This is a genomic window from Gymnodinialimonas mytili, assembly GCF_037544085.1.
Classification (GTDB): Bacteria; Pseudomonadota; Alphaproteobacteria; order Rhodobacterales; family Rhodobacteraceae; genus Gymnodinialimonas; species Gymnodinialimonas mytili.
Map to the genome: position 1 here is coordinate 95,902 of NZ_JBBIFW010000003.1, position 15,626 is coordinate 111,527.

At 59.9% G+C, this 15,626-nt stretch carries 16 protein-coding genes; 5 read left to right on the top strand and 11 right to left on the bottom strand.

Annotation, left to right across the window (positions count from 1 at the left end):
- Positions 1–5 precede the first annotated feature (5 nt).
- The 3 genes from V8J82_RS14690 to V8J82_RS14700 are packed head-to-tail and all read right to left on the bottom strand — an operon-like array spanning position 6 to position 3,026.
- Entirely contained in the window at positions 6–275 is a 270-nt protein-coding gene (locus tag V8J82_RS14690) for an acyl carrier protein (protein WP_339976147.1), read from the bottom strand.
- A 31-nt stretch (positions 276–306) separates the two neighbouring features.
- Positions 307–1,404 (bottom strand): UDP-3-O-(3-hydroxymyristoyl)glucosamine N-acyltransferase, encoded by a 1,098-nt coding sequence (gene lpxD, locus V8J82_RS14695; RefSeq protein WP_339976148.1) that lies wholly within the window; start codon positions 1,402–1,404, stop codon positions 307–309.
- A 26-nt stretch (positions 1,405–1,430) separates the two neighbouring features.
- Positions 1,431–3,026, bottom strand: a complete 1,596-nt coding sequence (locus V8J82_RS14700; protein WP_339976149.1) for a L,D-transpeptidase family protein — start codon at positions 3,024–3,026, stop codon at positions 1,431–1,433.
- Positions 3,027–3,412: 386 nt separating this feature from the next.
- On the opposite strand from V8J82_RS14700, the gene mepK reads away from it, so the two are divergent.
- The 4 genes from mepK (at position 3,413) to V8J82_RS14720 (ending at position 5,194) form a co-directional block, all read left to right on the top strand.
- Positions 3,413–3,973, top strand: coding sequence for a peptidoglycan L,D-endopeptidase MepK (gene mepK / locus V8J82_RS14705; RefSeq protein WP_339976150.1), 561 nt, complete (start codon positions 3,413–3,415; stop codon positions 3,971–3,973).
- 129 nt (positions 3,974–4,102) lie between these two features.
- A complete protein-coding gene (gene msrB / locus V8J82_RS14710; protein WP_339976151.1) occupies positions 4,103–4,546 on the top strand; it encodes a peptide-methionine (R)-S-oxide reductase MsrB in 444 nt (147 codons plus the stop codon).
- Positions 4,543–5,064 (top strand): peptide-methionine (S)-S-oxide reductase MsrA, encoded by a 522-nt coding sequence (gene msrA / locus V8J82_RS14715; RefSeq protein WP_339976152.1) that lies wholly within the window; start codon positions 4,543–4,545, stop codon positions 5,062–5,064. Before msrB ends, msrA begins: the two co-directional genes overlap by 4 nt.
- A gap of 4 nt (positions 5,065–5,068) precedes the next feature.
- Positions 5,069–5,194, top strand: a complete 126-nt coding sequence (locus V8J82_RS14720) for a hypothetical protein (protein WP_339976153.1) — start codon at positions 5,069–5,071, stop codon at positions 5,192–5,194.
- Between the two features lie 22 nt (positions 5,195–5,216).
- Here V8J82_RS14720 and V8J82_RS14725 read toward each other — a convergent pair whose 3' ends face one another.
- From V8J82_RS14725 to V8J82_RS14760, 8 genes are all read right to left on the bottom strand, one after another.
- Positions 5,217–6,209: an Ldh family oxidoreductase gene (locus V8J82_RS14725; RefSeq protein WP_339976154.1), complete on the bottom strand. Its 993-nt coding sequence runs from the start codon at positions 6,207–6,209 to the stop codon at positions 5,217–5,219.
- A gap of 608 nt (positions 6,210–6,817) precedes the next feature.
- The gene (locus V8J82_RS14730) at positions 6,818–8,554 is read right to left on the bottom strand and encodes a SulP family inorganic anion transporter (protein WP_339976155.1); all 1,737 of its coding nucleotides are present in this window, start codon (positions 8,552–8,554) and stop codon (positions 6,818–6,820) included.
- 73 nt (positions 8,555–8,627) lie between these two features.
- On the bottom strand, positions 8,628–10,307 hold the full coding sequence (locus tag V8J82_RS14735; protein ID WP_339976156.1) for a bifunctional protein tyrosine phosphatase family protein/NAD(P)/FAD-dependent oxidoreductase: 1,680 nt from the start codon (positions 10,305–10,307) through the stop codon (positions 8,628–8,630).
- A 21-nt stretch (positions 10,308–10,328) separates the two neighbouring features.
- Entirely contained in the window at positions 10,329–11,213 is an 885-nt protein-coding gene (locus tag V8J82_RS14740; RefSeq protein WP_339976157.1) for an MBL fold metallo-hydrolase, read from the bottom strand.
- 24 nt (positions 11,214–11,237) lie between these two features.
- Complete coding sequence (locus tag V8J82_RS14745) at positions 11,238–11,675, bottom strand: DUF6691 family protein (RefSeq protein ID WP_339976158.1); 438 nt, start codon at positions 11,673–11,675, stop codon at positions 11,238–11,240.
- A gap of 3 nt (positions 11,676–11,678) precedes the next feature.
- Positions 11,679–12,113 (bottom strand): YeeE/YedE family protein, encoded by a 435-nt coding sequence (locus V8J82_RS14750; protein ID WP_339976159.1) that lies wholly within the window; start codon positions 12,111–12,113, stop codon positions 11,679–11,681.
- The gene (locus tag V8J82_RS14755) at positions 12,113–12,322 is read right to left on the bottom strand and encodes a YgaP family membrane protein (RefSeq protein WP_339976160.1); all 210 of its coding nucleotides are present in this window, start codon (positions 12,320–12,322) and stop codon (positions 12,113–12,115) included. The genes V8J82_RS14750 and V8J82_RS14755 overlap by 1 nt, the downstream gene beginning before the upstream one ends.
- Positions 12,323–12,412: 90 nt before the next feature.
- Positions 12,413–13,087: a Crp/Fnr family transcriptional regulator gene (locus tag V8J82_RS14760; protein ID WP_339976161.1), complete on the bottom strand. Its 675-nt coding sequence runs from the start codon at positions 13,085–13,087 to the stop codon at positions 12,413–12,415.
- 1,092 nt (positions 13,088–14,179) lie between these two features.
- Between V8J82_RS14760 and V8J82_RS14765 the strand changes: the two genes are divergently transcribed.
- A complete protein-coding gene (locus tag V8J82_RS14765; RefSeq protein ID WP_339976162.1) occupies positions 14,180–15,496 on the top strand; it encodes a tyrosine-type recombinase/integrase in 1,317 nt (438 codons plus the stop codon).
- Positions 15,497–15,626 lie beyond the last annotated feature (130 nt).

Sequence of the window (15,626 nt, forward strand, 5' to 3'; positions counted from 1 at the left end):
CGGCGTCAGGCGCCTTGCTGGTCGGCAACCAAGCCTTCGACCGCGCGGATAATGGCGGCGACCGATGAAATATCGAATTCGCTGGCCTCGGGCTCATTGGCGTTGAAAGGCACTTGGATATCGAAGGCCTCTTCGATGGCAAAAATCGACTCGACCAGGCCCAGACTGTCGATTCCCAACTCCTCAAGCGAGGCATCCGTGGTCACGTCACTCGGTTCCAACACCGCCTGTTCCGCGATGATTGTAATGATCTTGTCGTGAACACTGTCGCCCATGTCGTGATCCCTTCCCATCTTGAGGGATCATCTAAGGTGTCTTGTCGGGCTTGGAAACGGCTTTCTGTAGCTCCGCGACGGCACGGGCAAGCCGCGGCAGGCGACGCAGCGCTTTGTACATCTCAACATGCAGATCCATTTTGACCGCTGGATGGCCCATGATCATGCGGCCCGACGGCACATTGGTGAACAATTTCGACGATCCCGCCGCCACAACATCCGAGCCAATGGTGATATTGTCGCTGACCCCACATTTGCCGCCGAGCACCACGCGGTCGCCCATCTGGACCGAGCCCGCAAAGCCCGTTTGCCCGCAGATCAGACAATCGCGCCCGATACGGCAATTGTGCCCGATATGAACGAGGTTATCGATCTTCGTGCCATTCCCGATTTCGGTATTGGCGATGGTGCCGCGGTCGATGGCGGCGTTGCTGCCGACCTCCACATCGTCGCCGATGATCAGCGAGCCGAGTGAATGAATGCGAGTCCAGCTTTGGTCGGTGCTCGCATTCTGCGCCGTCCCAAGGCTTTCGCGCGCCGCCTCGACCTGCGATTTTTCCGGGGTCACAAAGCTGAACCCATCGCCGCCCAGCACGGCGCCGGGTTGCGCGATAAACCGATCACCGATGCGGACGTGATGGCAGATCCGCACGCCCTCATGGATCAATGCATCCGCTCCGATCACCGTGCCCACGCCGATGCTACTATGGCTCGCGATGCGCGCATTGGCGCCAATCCGAGCGCCGGGGCCGATGGTGACGAACGGGCCGATCTGCGCATGCGGGCCAATCACAGCGCTTGGATCGATCACCGCGCTGCCATGGATGCCCTCAGGCAAGGCGGGGCCCGGATCCATCGCGGCCGTGACACCGGCCATGGCATAGCGCGGGCGTGGCGCGATGATCGCGGCCTGTAATCCCAGCGCCTGCCAATCCATATCCGCCCCGATCACCGCCGCGCGCGCCCGCCCCATCGCCAATCCATCGGCGAATTCAGAGCGCATCGCCAGCGCCAGATCATCGGGGCCCGCAGCGGCGGGCTCGGCCACGCCACTGACCAAAAGATCAGCGGCGCCCAGAGCCTCTGCCCCAAGCGCCGCTGCAATGTCTTTTATCGTATAGGCAGCCATGCCATCCCCGCGATTTGAGGGTTGACTTAGCTGTTCACCCCGCGAATTTCCACCCCCAGGTTCTGGATCGCACGCTGCAGCTGCGCGTTCCGACCATAAAGGTCATTGCGGAAATTCAAGCGCCCATCGGTGTCGACCCAGGATGTCCAATACACGATATGGACCGGAATTGGATCAACCAGGTTCACCTGGGTTTCGCGACCGCTATCCAGGACACGGTGGAAGAAATCGACCGGGTCCTCTTCCTGGGCGGCCAGCAGGTGGTAGGCGAAGTCGAACGGATCATCGAGACGCACGCAACCGGCGGAATAGGCGCGGACTTCATGCGTCATCAGGTGTTGATCGGGGCTGTCATGCAGGTAGATGTTCCACTGGTTGGGGAACATGAACTTCACCAGACCCAATGCGTTGCGCGGCCCGGGGGGCTGACGCAAATCAAACGGGAAGTTGCCCGCCGATACGCGGCTCCAATCCACATTGGCGCGGCTGACCGGGCGGCCGTTGGCCATAAGCTGCAGGTGGTTCGCGCCACCGGCCAGGATCGACGGAATGTAACCGCGCGCGATGGAGCGCGGCACATACCACGACGGGTTGATCACCATATGCTCCATCGTATCGGAGAACTCCGGCGTGCGGCGATCGCTTTCGCGCGACCCGATGACGGAGCGGGTGATGAACGTCACCTCACCATTGTCGATGACACGTGTGTGGAAATCGGGCAGGTTCACGAAGACATGGCGCGCGCCACGGTCAAAGTTCAGCCAGCGCTGACGTTCCATCGACAAGATCACCTCGGACAGGTGGTCGGACGCGCTGCGGTTGATCGCTGTCATTGTGGCGCCACCGGCAACACCGTCGGGCTGAATACCATTGGCGATCTGGAATTGGGTCACGGCCTGCTGCAAACGCGCATCGAAGGTCGCCGTGGAGGACCGATCGAGGAAACCCATCGCCATCAGGCGGTTGCGCAATTGGACCACCGCAGGGCCCGTATCCCCCGGACGCAGCGCGCCCACCTGAACCGTCGGGCCATAGCCACCCTGGTCGATCAGGTTTTCAAGATGCAGCTTCGCGCGCATCAGGCGCGTGTATTCCGGGTGCTGCGGCGGCAACGTCCCGATATAATCGTAGGGGTTCGCGTCAACGAATTCGGTGAACAATTCCAGCGGATCGCGGCGTGGCAAGGTGTGGACGATGTCACCCACAATATCGCCCGGCTCAAGGAAGCCGGAATGGATGTCTTGCGCATATTGCAGGAATAGGAGCGAGGCCTGCACATCGACCTGACCCATCATGTAAGGGTTGGTTGCGCCTTCAAACGCAGCACGAAGCGCGTCTGCGTCATACCGTTGCGTCGGCAACCCGTGATCGGATGCGCGGGATAGTGCTGTAAACAACGCATTACGGCGATCAGCCGCCTCGGCGGTGGTCCAGATCGGCTGAAAATCGCGCTCGCGGTAGAATGCGGCCAGTTGTTCCTCGGTTGAAGATGCCTCAGCGATCGCTTGGCGCAGCGACGAAAATGCCTGAGCTTCGGCCTGAACAGGTACAAACATCGTTGCAATCACAGGTGTCGTGGCAAGGGCCAGTGACAAAAGTGAGAGCTTTGCGAATTTCATCATATCAAGACATCCCATTGAAAAAGCGCGGCGTGCACAACAGCGATCATCCTTGCGTGAACAAGTGGTTAAGTCCATTCACATTTTATCAAGTTTTTCGATTTAGTTTGGTTCCCGCAACGGTGGTTTCCCTGACTGTTGCGGCCAGGACGGCCTTTCGTGATTTGTGTGAATCATCCGCCCTGGATAGCGAAATTTCGCCAAACCGGCAGAATTTCGCCGAAATCGGGGATTGTGACGGGAGATTTGCGGAATGACTCTTTCAGAAAAGTTTCGTTTGTGTCATTCAAATCACACGACGCCTGGGGAGGCACACGATTTAGTGATGACCGCATGGACAAGTGGTCGCGGTGCTTATGGAACGGGCAGGACAAAGGGGCAGACGACCCATGACGAACACGACTTTTTCGCGTCGCGCGCTTTTGCGTGCGTTCGCGGTCACCACGGTTGCGGCCGCACCCGTGATGGCAAATGCGACGGGATTTTTGCGGGGGGCCGGTGATGTTCGGCGCCTTCGGATGTATAACGGTCGCGCAGGTGAAAGCCTGAACATGATCTACTGGGTTGAGGGTGAGTATATCGCGCCCGCGCTTGAGGAAGTGAACTATTTCATGCGCGATTGGCGGACCGATGGCGTCACCAATATCAACCTGCGCACTGTGGACATCATGTCCGCGGCGCACAACCTGATGGAAACGACCGAGCCGTATACGCTCCTGTCGGGCTATCGCTCTCCAGAGACCAACGCGATGCTGCGCAGTCGGTCGTCGGGCGTGGCACGCAACTCGCGCCATATGGTTGGCGAGGCCGCTGACTTGCAGATGCAATCGCGCAGCGTCAGCCAAATGTTCAACGCCGCCCGTGCCTGCAATGCTGGCGGTGTCGGTCGGTATTCGCGATCCAACTTCGTGCACATGGATTGTGGCCCGGTGCGCAGCTGGGGCGGCTGACGCCTTACTGGCCCGTCGTTTTCCACGCCCCGCCCATTGGCCGGGGCGTTTTCTATGCGGCCAAAAGTTGGACATCCTGCCATCGACCGCCCATATCTTGGCAAAGGACCAAGACGTGGAGGCCATAAGATGCGCACCTACACCAAAGACCCAGACGTCATCGCGACGCTGACGCCCGAGCAATACCGCGTCACTCAGCAAAACGGCACCGAGCGCCCGGGCACCGGCGAATTGCTCGATAACAAAGAGCCGGGGATCTATGTCGACATCGTATCGGGCGAGCCGCTCTTTGCGTCGTCTGACAAATACGAGTCCGGCTGTGGTTGGCCATCCTTCACCAAACCCATCGACAACGTGACCGAACATCGTGACAGCTCCCACGGTATGATCCGCACCGAAGTGCGCTCAACCCATGGCGACAGCCATCTGGGTCACGTCTTTCCCGATGGACCGCGCGACCGGGGCGGCTTGCGCTACTGCATCAATTCCGCCTCGCTGCGCTTTGTGCATCGCGATGACATGGAGGCCGAGGGCTACGCGTCATATATCGACCAAGTGGAGGACCTGACATGAGCGATCAACTTGACCGCGCCGTCCTGGCGGGCGGCTGTTTCTGGGGCATGCAGGATCTGATCCGCAAAATGCCCGGCGTCGCCAAAACGCGCGTGGGATATACCGGCGGCGATGTCCCCAACGCCACCTATCGCAACCACGGCACCCATGCCGAAGGGATCGAGATTATCTACGATCCTGCTCAGATCAGCTACCGTCAATTGCTGGAGTTCTTCTTCCAGATCCACGATCCGACCACGCTGAACCGGCAAGGCAATGACCGCGGCCTCAGCTACCGGTCAGCCATCTACTATGTCGACGATGCACAAAAAGCGATCGCGGAAGATACGATTGCCGATGTGAACGCGTCGGGCCTATGGCCCGGAACGGTCGTCACGGAACTTGAGCCCGTCGGTGATTTTTGGGAGGCCGAGCCGGAGCATCAGGACTACCTCGAACGCATCCCCAACGGATATACATGCCACTTTGTGCGCCCCGATTGGGTACTTCCGAAACGAACCGACACAGCCGCGGAGTAACGCAATGGCCATACGATTGATCGCGACTGCCATCTTGATGAGTGCAGCCTATTTCGCAGGCCGCGCCGCCGCCAAACAAGAGGCCGAGGCCAAGGACGCCCCGGTCTCGGAAGCCGCGGCTGATACTTAGGGCGAACGGTCGGCGTCGAGTTCTATGGCGCGTTCCGCGCCAGCGCGCTTACCGTCGCCCAAAGGGCATCGGGCACATTGACCGGGTCCAGATGAGGGCGTTCCGCGCCTGGAATACGACCTGTACCGCCATCTTCGGCAATGGCATCGGAGACACGCGCCAGACGCTCGGCCATCACATCCGAGCCCGAATGCGCGCTGGGGTCAATCAAGATATAGCTCTGCCCCAATCCGTGCGGCGCTCCGTCAGGAAGCTTTAAACCCTTTACGTCCAGAGAGTTAACGGACGACGTTAAACCTGCCGCCATTATCTCGACCAACAATCCAAACGCCCACCCTTTGGGTCCAGCGGCGCTGAGTAACGCCCCGTTTAGCGCAGCATCGGGATCGGTCGTGGGCTGCCCTTCGGCATCGACGGCCCAGCCCAGTGGGATCGGCTCGCCCGCGGCCTTGGCCATGGTGATTTTGCCAAGCGCCACGGCAGAGGTCGAAAAATCGGCATGCATCAAGGGTTTGTCAGGCCCGGGAATGGTCATCGCGATGGGGTTGGTGCCCAAAACCGGAGCTTTGCCGCCGGGGGCCGCAACAATCGCGGAGGCATTGGTGAAGCCCAACCCGATCAACCCATGGTCGGCGATTTGTTCGGTAAAGAACCCCAGCGAGGTGCAGGTATGCGCATGTGCCACGCTCAGCATCGCAACACCGCAATCCCGCGCCGCCGACACAGCGGCGTCCAGCCCACGGGCAAAGGCGGGCTGGGCGAAGCCGAACCGTGCATCCACTTTGACCACGCCTGGTTTGTCTTGCGAGACGACGGGGTCTACATGGCCATCGACGCGGCCCGAGACCAGTTGTGTGCAATAGCTTTCCAGATAGTAGAGCCCACAGATAATATTGCCGGTTTCTTCCGCCCGAGCAACGGCGCGCGCAACTTCAGCGGCTTGGAACGCGCCAGCCCCGTGGGCCAAAAGCGCTGCTTCCGATGTGCTGCGGATCTCTGCAACGGATATATCCATGGCGCCCCCCTTCTATCGCCCAACAGCACCGCAATTGCACCGAAAAGGGAAGTCGGAATTTGTCCTCGTGAGCGAAGGGCTCGGATGCGGGCTCGCGCAACGCAGTCTGATACCGCTTTTGTAGCGCATCGATCCGCGCCCGTACGCACCGCTTAACGGATCGCCATTGGCCCGGACAAGATCGTTCTGGGTCACCAGATCGTCTGATCATCCCCAAGATCGCGCCGCAGACAGATGAGACCACGCGCCTGTGCCAGCGGATGCGCCAAGATCCGAATGGAATGCATATAGCTTGAGGATGGGTCTGACGTGTCGACTAACGGGTTGGATGGCATGGAGGATGAGCTGGTTCTAGGGCACTTAGCGCGACACGCAATCGCTGCGTTCCCTGCATAGGGCAATGGATCATAGCGCAATGTCAGATGAAGAAATCCTTGTTATGAAGACGCGCAAGAATGCCCCTGGAAGATCGTCAGAACGTCTCCACTTTCTGATTAACCTCGCCCATCACGTGCTATCTTCGGCGTCTGAGGATACCGGTGCGCGGCGATCAAAAACCAACTCTTTGACATCCACCAATTGATATTTGTATCGCAGTTACACGCCCCTTAGGCTGCCGCATCCGAGGGCGAGGCCGGGGTCAGGCTTTTCCAAGCATCATATTGCGACAAGAACACTTGCCCGTTCAAATCACGGATCAGGTGCGAGCTGTTCAGCCGGTCCATCACCGGCCCCTTCACTTCGGATAGATGCAAACCGACATCCATATCCCTGAGCCGCCGATTGATCGCCTCCAGGCTTTCCAGCGCCGAGAAATCAACTTCGTTCACTGCGGAAAACATCAAAACCACATGGCGGATGGCACAGCCTTCGGTGACGCGCTTTTGGATCAGATCCTCCAAGAAGCGCGCGTTTACGAAATAGAGGCTTTCATCGACACGCAGGGTGACCAGACCCGGATCGGTGATGACCGCATGGCGGTGGATATTGCGAAAATGCTGGGTGCCCGGCACCAACCCCACCTCCGCCACATGGGGGTGCGAGGTCTTGTAAAGGTGTAGCAGAACCGAAATCGCCACGCCTGCCCCCACCCCGATCTCAACGCCCAGGCCAAGGGTCAGAACAATGGTTGTGGCGACAGCTACGAAATCCGCGCGCGCATAGGTCCAGGTTTTTTGCAGGATCGACAGATCCACCAGACTCAGCACCGCAACGATGATCGTCGCGGCAAGTGTGGCATTGGGCAGGTAGTAGACCAGCGGGGTCAACGCGACAGCCGCAATGGCCAGACCGATGGCCGTATAGGCCCCCGCGGCGGGTGTCTGCGCACCAGCATCGAAGTTCACGACGGATCGCGAAAACCCTCCCGTCACTGGAAACCCGCCCGAAAAGGCCGCGCCCATATTGGCGGCGCCCAGCCCGATCAATTCCTGATCCGGATCGATACGTTGGCGTTTCTTCGCAGCCAAGGTTTGTGCCACCGAGACGCTTTCGACAAATCCGATGATCGAGATCAGGATCGCCGGCACGATCAGCAGACGTATCAGATCCGCATCGAGGCTGGGTGTCGTGAAAGGCGGCAGGCTTTGCGGCACGGCGCCGACGATGCTCACGCCGCGACCGGCAAGATCAAAGGCCCACACCGCCAGGGTCGTTGCGACCACTGCCGCAACGGGCCCAGCCTTGGTCAGGATATCGGCGAAAACATCCGGCAAGCTGAGCCGTTTCAGTGTGGGTTTCAGGTAGGTGCGGGTCCAGAACAGAAAGGCGGTGGCTGAGACGCCGATGAGGATGGTCAGTCCGTGGATCTCGGGCAGATGCGCGAAGAGCGAGCCCAACATCTGCGGCAGCGTATGGCCGTGGGCCTCGACGCCGAGGATATGCTTCAGCTGGCTCGTGGCGATCAGAAGACCAGAGGCCGCGATAAAGCCCGCAATGACGGGATGACTGAGGAAGTTGGCCAAGAAACCCAGCCGTAGCACCCCCATCGCCAGCAGCAGCGCGCCCGACAGGAAGGCCAGCGTAAGCGCGGCGACCGCATAGCCGGTGCTGCCTTGGTCGGCCACCTGCCCCAGTGCCGAGGCTGTCAGCAGCGACACAACCGCCACCGGACCAACCGCCAAGGCGCGGCTGGTGCCAAAGATCGCATAGAGGATGATCGGCGCGATGGAGGCATATATCCCGGCCTCAGGCGGCAGACCGGCCAGCATCGCATAGGCCAGCGATTGCGGGATCAGCATGATCGTGACGATAAGCGCGGCGATCAGATCATTGGACAGCGCGGTGCGGTTATAGCGGCGGCCCCAATCCAGCACGGGGATGTGGCGCCGCAGGTGGTCAATCATGGCATCGTCCAGCACGCAGGCGGCAGACAGCGCCCAATGCGCCGCCTGCGAGTTTGAGGATCATCGCGCCGGACTACTCGGCAGCGACCTTCAGTTTTTCGGGCTTGGCCAGCCATTCCTTGCCGCGCAGCATCGCCTTCCAATAGATCGGTGGCAGCAGGGTTTCCTTCAGGAACCAGGCGGCGCGGCTGGGCTTCGTGCCATCCAGCAGAAAGGTCGGAAAGCTGGGTTTCAACGCGCCGCCATACCCAAACTCGGCCAGCACGATCTTGCCCCGCTCCACCGTCAATGGGCAGGAGCCGTAGCCATCATATTGCGACACGGCCGAACGACCGCGGATATCGGCAACGATGTTGTCGGCCACCGTCGGCGCCTGTTTGCGCGCCGCGGCGGCGGTTTTGGCATTGGGCGCATTCATCACATCGCCGAGCGACCAGATATTGTCGTGGCTTTTGTGGCGCAGCGTCGCTTGATCAACATCGACCCAGCCCGCCGCATCGGCCAGCGGCGAGACACGGATGAAATCCGGCGCGGTTTGCGGCGGGCAGACATGCATCATGTCGAATTCAACCGTCACCTCGGCTGGCTCAGTGTCGGGTTTGGCGACCTTGAACGTGGCGGTTTTCGCGGGCCCATCGACGGCAATCAGGTTGTGAAAGAAATTCAGCGAGGCGCCGTATTTCTCGACATATTGCTCCAGGGCGGGCACGTAATCCTTCACGCCGAACAACACGCCGCCGGCGTTCATGAACTGGATGTCGATATGTTTCAGCGCGCCGTTTCGGTGCCAAGCATCGCCCGAGAGATACATCGCCTTTTGCGGCGCCCCGGCGCATTTGATCGGCATGGGCGGCTGGGTGAACAGCGCACGCCCCTCTTTTAGGCCGCGCACCAGCTCCCACGTATAGGGCGCCAGATCGTAACGGTAATTCGATGTCACGCCGTTGCGGCCCAACGTGTCTTCCAGACCCTCGACCGCGCCCCAATCGAGTTTGAGGCCGGGACACACGACCAGACGGTCGTATTTCACCACGCGACACCCATCGAGGATGACAGCGTTGTTCTCGGGTTCGAACGCAGCCACGGCGGATTTGAGCCAGTGAACGCCCTTCGGGATCAAGCTGCCCATGGTCTTGGCGGTGGTCTGGGCCTCGAAAATGCCACCGCCCACCATGGTCCAGCCGGGCTGATAATAGTGAATATCGGCCGGATCGATCACCGCGATATTCAGGCCGGGCTTGCGCGATTTCAGGCTAGCCGCAACCGCGATGCCCCCGGCCCCGGCGCCGACAATCACGACATCGAACTGCGCGTCACCGGTATCGGTCGGCGTCTTGCCGCCATTCGCGATCCGCCGCGCGACACCGTTCATATCATAGCCAGCGGCCTTGGTTGCGGCGAGGATGTCGGGCATCGGACGCGTCTTCGCCTCATGCAGCGACCAAAGCGTGGCCGAGCGGGTGCCCGTGCGGCAATAGGCGACCAGCGGGCGTTGCAGATCGTCCAATGCTGCGCCGAAAGCCGCGACATCGTCATCCCCGACGATACCGCTTTTCACGGGCAGGTAGCGCACATCGATCCCCGCGACCTTCGCGGCGGCCTCGATCTCTTCGAAAGAGGGCTGATCGACACCCTCTCCGTCGGGCCTGTTGCAGATGATCGCGCGGTAGCCTTCAGCCGCGATGGCCGGAATGTCCTCGGCTGTGATCTGCGGGCTGACCGCGATTTTGGCGGATATCTTTCTGAGTTCCATAGGCCTCTCCTCCCGACCCGATTACAGCGCGTTGACCGGCACCTTCAGCACCGGATTGCCGTCGTCATCTTTGGGCACCTCGCCCGCGCGCATATTCACCTGCAATGACGGGATGATCAGCTTGGGCATGGCCAGTTGCGCATCCCGCTCGGTGCGGAATTTCACGAACTCCTCCTTCGTCTTGCCGCCGCCGACATGGATATTGTGGGCCTTTTCCTCACCCACACTTGTCTCCCAGGCGATATCGCGCCCGTTGGGGCCGTAATCGTGGCACATGAACAGGCGCATCGCGTCGGGCAGAGCCAGCACCTTTTGGATCGAGTCATACAGAACACCGGCATCGCCGCCCGGGAAATCAGCGCGGGCCGAACCGCCATCGGGCATGAACAGCGTATCGCCCACAAAGGCCGCGTCGCCCATCACATGGACCATACAGGCGGGCGTATGACCGGGCGTATACATGGCAAAGGCCTGCATATTGCCGATCATGTAAGTATCGCCATCCTCGAACAGCGCATCGAATTGGCTACCATCACGCTGGAACTCGGTGCCCTCGTTGAACACCTTTCCAAACGTGTCTTGCACGATCATGATCTTCGAGCCGATGCCGATTTTGCCGCCCAGCTTGCTTTGGATATACGGCGCTGCCGACAGGTGATCGGCGTGGACATGGGTTTCGATGATCCACTCAAGGCGCAAGCCCTGGGCCTCGATCTGGCGGATCAGTGCATCGGCAGGATCATAGGTGATGCGCCCGGCAGCATAGTCGATATCCATCACGCTATCGACAATCGCACAGGCGTCGGATGTGGGATCTTTGACGATATAACTGATCGTGTTGGTGGCCTCGTCAAAGAAGGCCTGCACCGCTGGCTTAACGTCCATTTGGACCGGATAGGTGGTCATGTCGTTTCCTCCTCCAGAAACTGTTTAACCCGTCGCCTGTGGCCGCTGCGCGGCGACGGATTGTATGAGTTTTGCGAGTACGATCCCGGCGATCAGGGCGGCGACGAAGGCAAAGACCTCCCACCGACCGGTGCCAAGGGCAGGCAATGCGCCGCCCGGGCAGAACCCGGCAATGCCCCAGCCCAGCCCGAAAATCGCCGCGCCGCCGATCAGCTTGGCATCGATCAGGCGCGATGTGGGCAAGGCAAAGCTATCGGCCAGCACAGGCGCCTCGCGTCCGAAGGCAAGCTTATAGCCGATAAAAGTTGTGATCAGCGCACCGCCCATCACGAAGATCAGCGACGGATCCCAATGGCCGAACAGATCGAAGAAGTTCAGCACCTTGGCCGGGTTTGCCATGCCCGAGATCGAAATGCCCAGGCCAAAGATCAAACCGATCACATAGGTTGCAAGTAGCCGCATCCCCTACCCTCCGATCACGTGGCGAATGACGAAGACGGTGGCAAAGGTTACCGGCATGAAGATCAGCGTCGCCACGATGGAACGCGGGCTGAGCCGCGCCATGCCGCAGACCCCGTGACCGGACGTGCAGCCCGCGCCGAAGGTCACGCCCACGCCTACGATCAAACCGCCGGCGACCAGCGCACCGGTCGAGACGGGCACTTGGACCGCAGGCATCTCACCAAAGAGCAACCAGACGATGGCCGGTCCGGTGACCATGCCCGCCAGCAGACTCGCGCGCCAGGCGAAGTCCTGGCGCGAGGCCGGGTACAACAGGCCCGCCAGGATACCGGTCGCGCCCATGACGCGGCCAAAGATCAGCATCAGCAGCGTCGCAGCAAGGCCAATCAGAACACCGCCAGACAGCGACAGCCACGGGGTAAAGACCGTCTCGAACATCAGCACTCCTGACAGGTTTTAAGGCCGATGATCCGATAAAGCGGGCATGTGCCGACAAAGGCCGTGACGGTGAACACCGCGGCAATGATCAACGCCACCCAGAACAGAATACCGGACCCGGCAAAGGTGGTTACGAAAGCCGCAAAGAGCAGTCCGGCAGCAACGACAAGGCGCAGGGCGCGGTCGAGTTTTCCCATATTCGTGGTCATGGCTTCCTCCATCAAGAATCGATGGACAGACCATGGCACGGCACAAAGCACAACTTTGGTGACTAGGTCACCAATGGCGATTTCGGGGGATCAGGATTGCGCGCCAGAGGACCGCACCAGACGGTCCAAAGCGGCGCGCCCGGTCAATCGCACCTCACCGCGGGATTGCTCGACCCAGCCGCGGCGTTGAAACTCGGACAATGTGCGCGAGATCACCTCGCGCGCCGTCCCCAGCTCGGTCGCCAGCACGGCATGGGTGGCATGTACCGCGCCGTCGTCATCGGACAGTTCCAAAAGGCGAGAGGCCAGCCGCACATCCATCCGCTTGAACACGATGTCATCGATCAGTGTGAACAGATCGGTGATCCGCCGCGAATAGGCAGTAAACACAAATTCGCGGAAGACCGGCGATTTCGCCACAAGATCGTCAAAGGTCGTGCGCGGGATTGCCACGGCTGAAACATCCGTCTCGGCAATCCCGTCGGCGGAGTAATCTTCGAAGGCCAGCATACACGCCGTTGTCAAAACGCAGCTTTCGCCCGCATGGACGCGGTAGAGAAACACCTCGCGCCCGGTCTCGGATTTCTGCTGCACCCGGACCGTCCCGTCGAGCAGCAGCAGCAGGTTGTCCGCAGACTGGCCCGGCGCGAAAACCTGGGTGCCAGCGGGTACCGATACGATCTGGCTGCCCGCCTCAAGATCGGCGCGGATGTCTTCCGGCAAGCGGCTTAACCCGTTGAACTTATCGATCCACGAGGCGTCCATTGCGATATGTCCCGGTCTTGTGCCTTGGTTCGCGGCCCATCACGCCGCAGCGTTGGAGTGTATTGAGTGATCGTATCCGGTCTCGAACAGATTTGGAACGTGAAGCACTGAACCAGCCTGCAAAGAGGATCGCGAAAATCGCCGATCCAATATTCGCGTTCGAAGGTGAGCGTTTGCACGCTGTCCGAATAGGCGCGACCATTGGTTGCTTTCGCTCGCCCCCAACGGATGCCTGCTCAGCCTGTGACGCTCGTGCCCACCCAATAGAATTGGGTTGATCTTGCTTTGAAGGATCGACGCACCCAATCCGAGCCAGAGCGCTTCGTGTCGGAACAAGCCGTTAGTCAGCAGCTTGAAAAGCCTGAAGACCAGTATCGCAAGGGCCAAGACACGCACCCAACTCGGCCCATTGCGGATCGGACGAGATCGCCCGCGCCAGATCAGCGGGTGCGCATGTGTCATCCGCCAGACGATGCGGTTCGCCACATTGATGTAGATCACACTCACCTCCGCCAGACTGAGCATAGTCGCATTGATCGTCGCGCTAGGCCCGTATGGATCGACTGGGCCACGAACCCCGGGGTCAGCGACGCGACGAAGAAACACCCGCCAGACGCAAAGGGATTTTCGAAGCATATCCGGCTTGGACCAAAGCGGCTGACTGGATGTCATCCGCGCTTAGTTAATAAATCCACCTCTGCCGCCCCCCGGGCGCAATTTTGTCAGTTTGCGTTCGTCTAAGCGGTGGAGCGAGCCCATGAAAGGCTCCTATGCCGTCGCATCACGCAGTGTTGGGGGATCAGAGGCACGAAGCGCTCTACTCACGGCGTTGCGCGAAGCTGTATGAATTTCACATAGAAAACAGGAAATGGCGCACCCATGAGGATTCGAACCTCAGACCTCTGCCTTCGGAGGATCTACTACGACCTTTCCGAAACATGCGATAGAGCACGTCTTTATACGATAAGGCGTTGAAACACATTGTTTTTCTAAAGCGCTCCGCCGAAGTCTCTATCCAAACGCAGGTCGCGATTTCCGCCCTACTGCTTACGCAGTGCTTACGCGGGACCGACCGGAAAGGTGCGACTTCTCATGCCAAAACTCACCAAGCGCGTCGTGGACGCGGCCGAGGTCCGAGAAAAAGACTACGTCATCTGGGATGACGAACTGCCCGGCTTCGGACTGCGCGTCTTCATGTCAGGAAAGCGCAGCTACGTTCTCCAATACCGGGCTGCCGGTCGATCGCGCCGCTACAGCATCGGTCTTCACGGCATCTGGACGCCGGACACGGCACGGAAGGAAGCAAGAGTTCAACTCGGCAAGATCGCACAAGGCGAGAACCCAGCCGAAGCCAGGCAGGCGGACCGCAACGCGATGACAGTCAGTGAGCTTGCCGACCGCTATATCGAAGCAATGGACGCTGGCCTCATCATGGGCAAAGGCGGTCGACCTAAGCGACCATCCACGATCTACGTGAACAAAGGCCAGCTGCGTGGCCACATTATACCGCTGATAGGACAGCGCCGCGTTCAGGACCTCACTAAGGCCGATGTGACGAAAATGATGAACGACGTTGTCGCCGGGAAGACGAAGGCGGTGAAGAAAACGAAGAAGCGCGGTAAATCTATTTTGCGCGGCGGCCGAGGCACGGCAAGCAAATGTGTAGGCCTCACCGGCTCGATGCTCACTTATGCCATCAGTATGGGGATCATCGAACACAATGTCGCTCACGGGATTAGGAAGCCCAAGGATCAAGTGAGAGATCGCAGGCTGAGCGAGGATGAATTTCGCGAGCTTGGACGTATGCTGAAGATAGCGGAGGAAGACGCCGACCTGGCATGGACTGTCGGCATCACCCGCCTCTTGGCCTTAACCGGCTGTCGCCGTGGCGAAGTCATCTCGCTGGAATGGAGCGAAGTGGATTTCGAGAACAGCTGTCTGCGCTTGGAGGACTCAAAAGAAGGAGCTTCGATCCGACCGATTGGGTTGCCAGCCATCGAGTTGCTGGAGGCGCTTCGCGAGACGGCGACGAGCGAATTCGTCTTTCCGGGCAAGCGCGGCGCTGACACCTATGGCGGTCTGCCCAGGCAATGGCGAAAAGTGTTCGGTGACTCCGAGCTTTCAGACCTCACCGCACACGTTCTGAGACACAGCTTCGCCAGCATCGCGAACGATCTAGGATTCACCGAGAGCACGATCGCCACGCTTCTCGGTCATGCGACCCACTCAATCACGAGCAAATATATCCACTCACTCGATAGCGTACTCGTCATGGCGGCCGATACCGTGGCCGGATACATAAGCGCACTGCTTGAAGGCGCGGAACTGACGCAGAACACTTATGCTCTGGATCGGCAAAAAAGACAGAGCGCTATAAACGATATGCTGCGGCAAGCAGACCCAGGTTAGTAGTCACTGCCGATCACAGATTTTGTCGATTGTGACTGAATAGACTGACAGCGTCGTTAAAGGAAAGCCGACAGATAGGGCACACGCTTGCTTTCGGAGCCTCTATTTCGGCTATCTCGTGCGCCTACGG

What these genes read in the sequence shown, in the direction of transcription:
- V8J82_RS14690 (WP_339976147.1), bottom strand. Translation starts at nt 275, where the DNA reads ATGGGCGACAGTGTTCACGACAAGATCATTACAATCATCGCGGAACAG.
- lpxD (WP_339976148.1), bottom strand. Translation starts at nt 1,404, where the DNA reads ATGGCTGCCTATACGATAAAAGACATTGCAGCGGCGCTTGGGGCAGAG.
- V8J82_RS14700 (WP_339976149.1), bottom strand. Translation starts at nt 3,026, where the DNA reads ATGATGAAATTCGCAAAGCTCTCACTTTTGTCACTGGCCCTTGCCACG.
- mepK (WP_339976150.1), top strand. Translation starts at nt 3,413, where the DNA reads ATGACGAACACGACTTTTTCGCGTCGCGCGCTTTTGCGTGCGTTCGCG.
- msrB (WP_339976151.1), top strand. Translation starts at nt 4,103, where the DNA reads ATGCGCACCTACACCAAAGACCCAGACGTCATCGCGACGCTGACGCCC.
- msrA (WP_339976152.1), top strand. Translation starts at nt 4,543, where the DNA reads ATGAGCGATCAACTTGACCGCGCCGTCCTGGCGGGCGGCTGTTTCTGG.
- V8J82_RS14720 (WP_339976153.1), top strand. Translation starts at nt 5,069, where the DNA reads ATGGCCATACGATTGATCGCGACTGCCATCTTGATGAGTGCAGCCTAT.
- V8J82_RS14725 (WP_339976154.1), bottom strand. Translation starts at nt 6,209, where the DNA reads ATGGATATATCCGTTGCAGAGATCCGCAGCACATCGGAAGCAGCGCTT.
- V8J82_RS14730 (WP_339976155.1), bottom strand. Translation starts at nt 8,554, where the DNA reads ATGATTGACCACCTGCGGCGCCACATCCCCGTGCTGGATTGGGGCCGC.
- V8J82_RS14735 (WP_339976156.1), bottom strand. Translation starts at nt 10,307, where the DNA reads ATGGAACTCAGAAAGATATCCGCCAAAATCGCGGTCAGCCCGCAGATC.
- V8J82_RS14740 (WP_339976157.1), bottom strand. Translation starts at nt 11,213, where the DNA reads ATGACCACCTATCCGGTCCAAATGGACGTTAAGCCAGCGGTGCAGGCC.
- V8J82_RS14745 (WP_339976158.1), bottom strand. Translation starts at nt 11,675, where the DNA reads ATGCGGCTACTTGCAACCTATGTGATCGGTTTGATCTTTGGCCTGGGC.
- V8J82_RS14750 (WP_339976159.1), bottom strand. Translation starts at nt 12,113, where the DNA reads ATGTTCGAGACGGTCTTTACCCCGTGGCTGTCGCTGTCTGGCGGTGTT.
- V8J82_RS14755 (WP_339976160.1), bottom strand. Translation starts at nt 12,322, where the DNA reads ATGACCACGAATATGGGAAAACTCGACCGCGCCCTGCGCCTTGTCGTT.
- V8J82_RS14760 (WP_339976161.1), bottom strand. Translation starts at nt 13,087, where the DNA reads ATGGACGCCTCGTGGATCGATAAGTTCAACGGGTTAAGCCGCTTGCCG.
- V8J82_RS14765 (WP_339976162.1), top strand. Translation starts at nt 14,180, where the DNA reads ATGCCAAAACTCACCAAGCGCGTCGTGGACGCGGCCGAGGTCCGAGAA.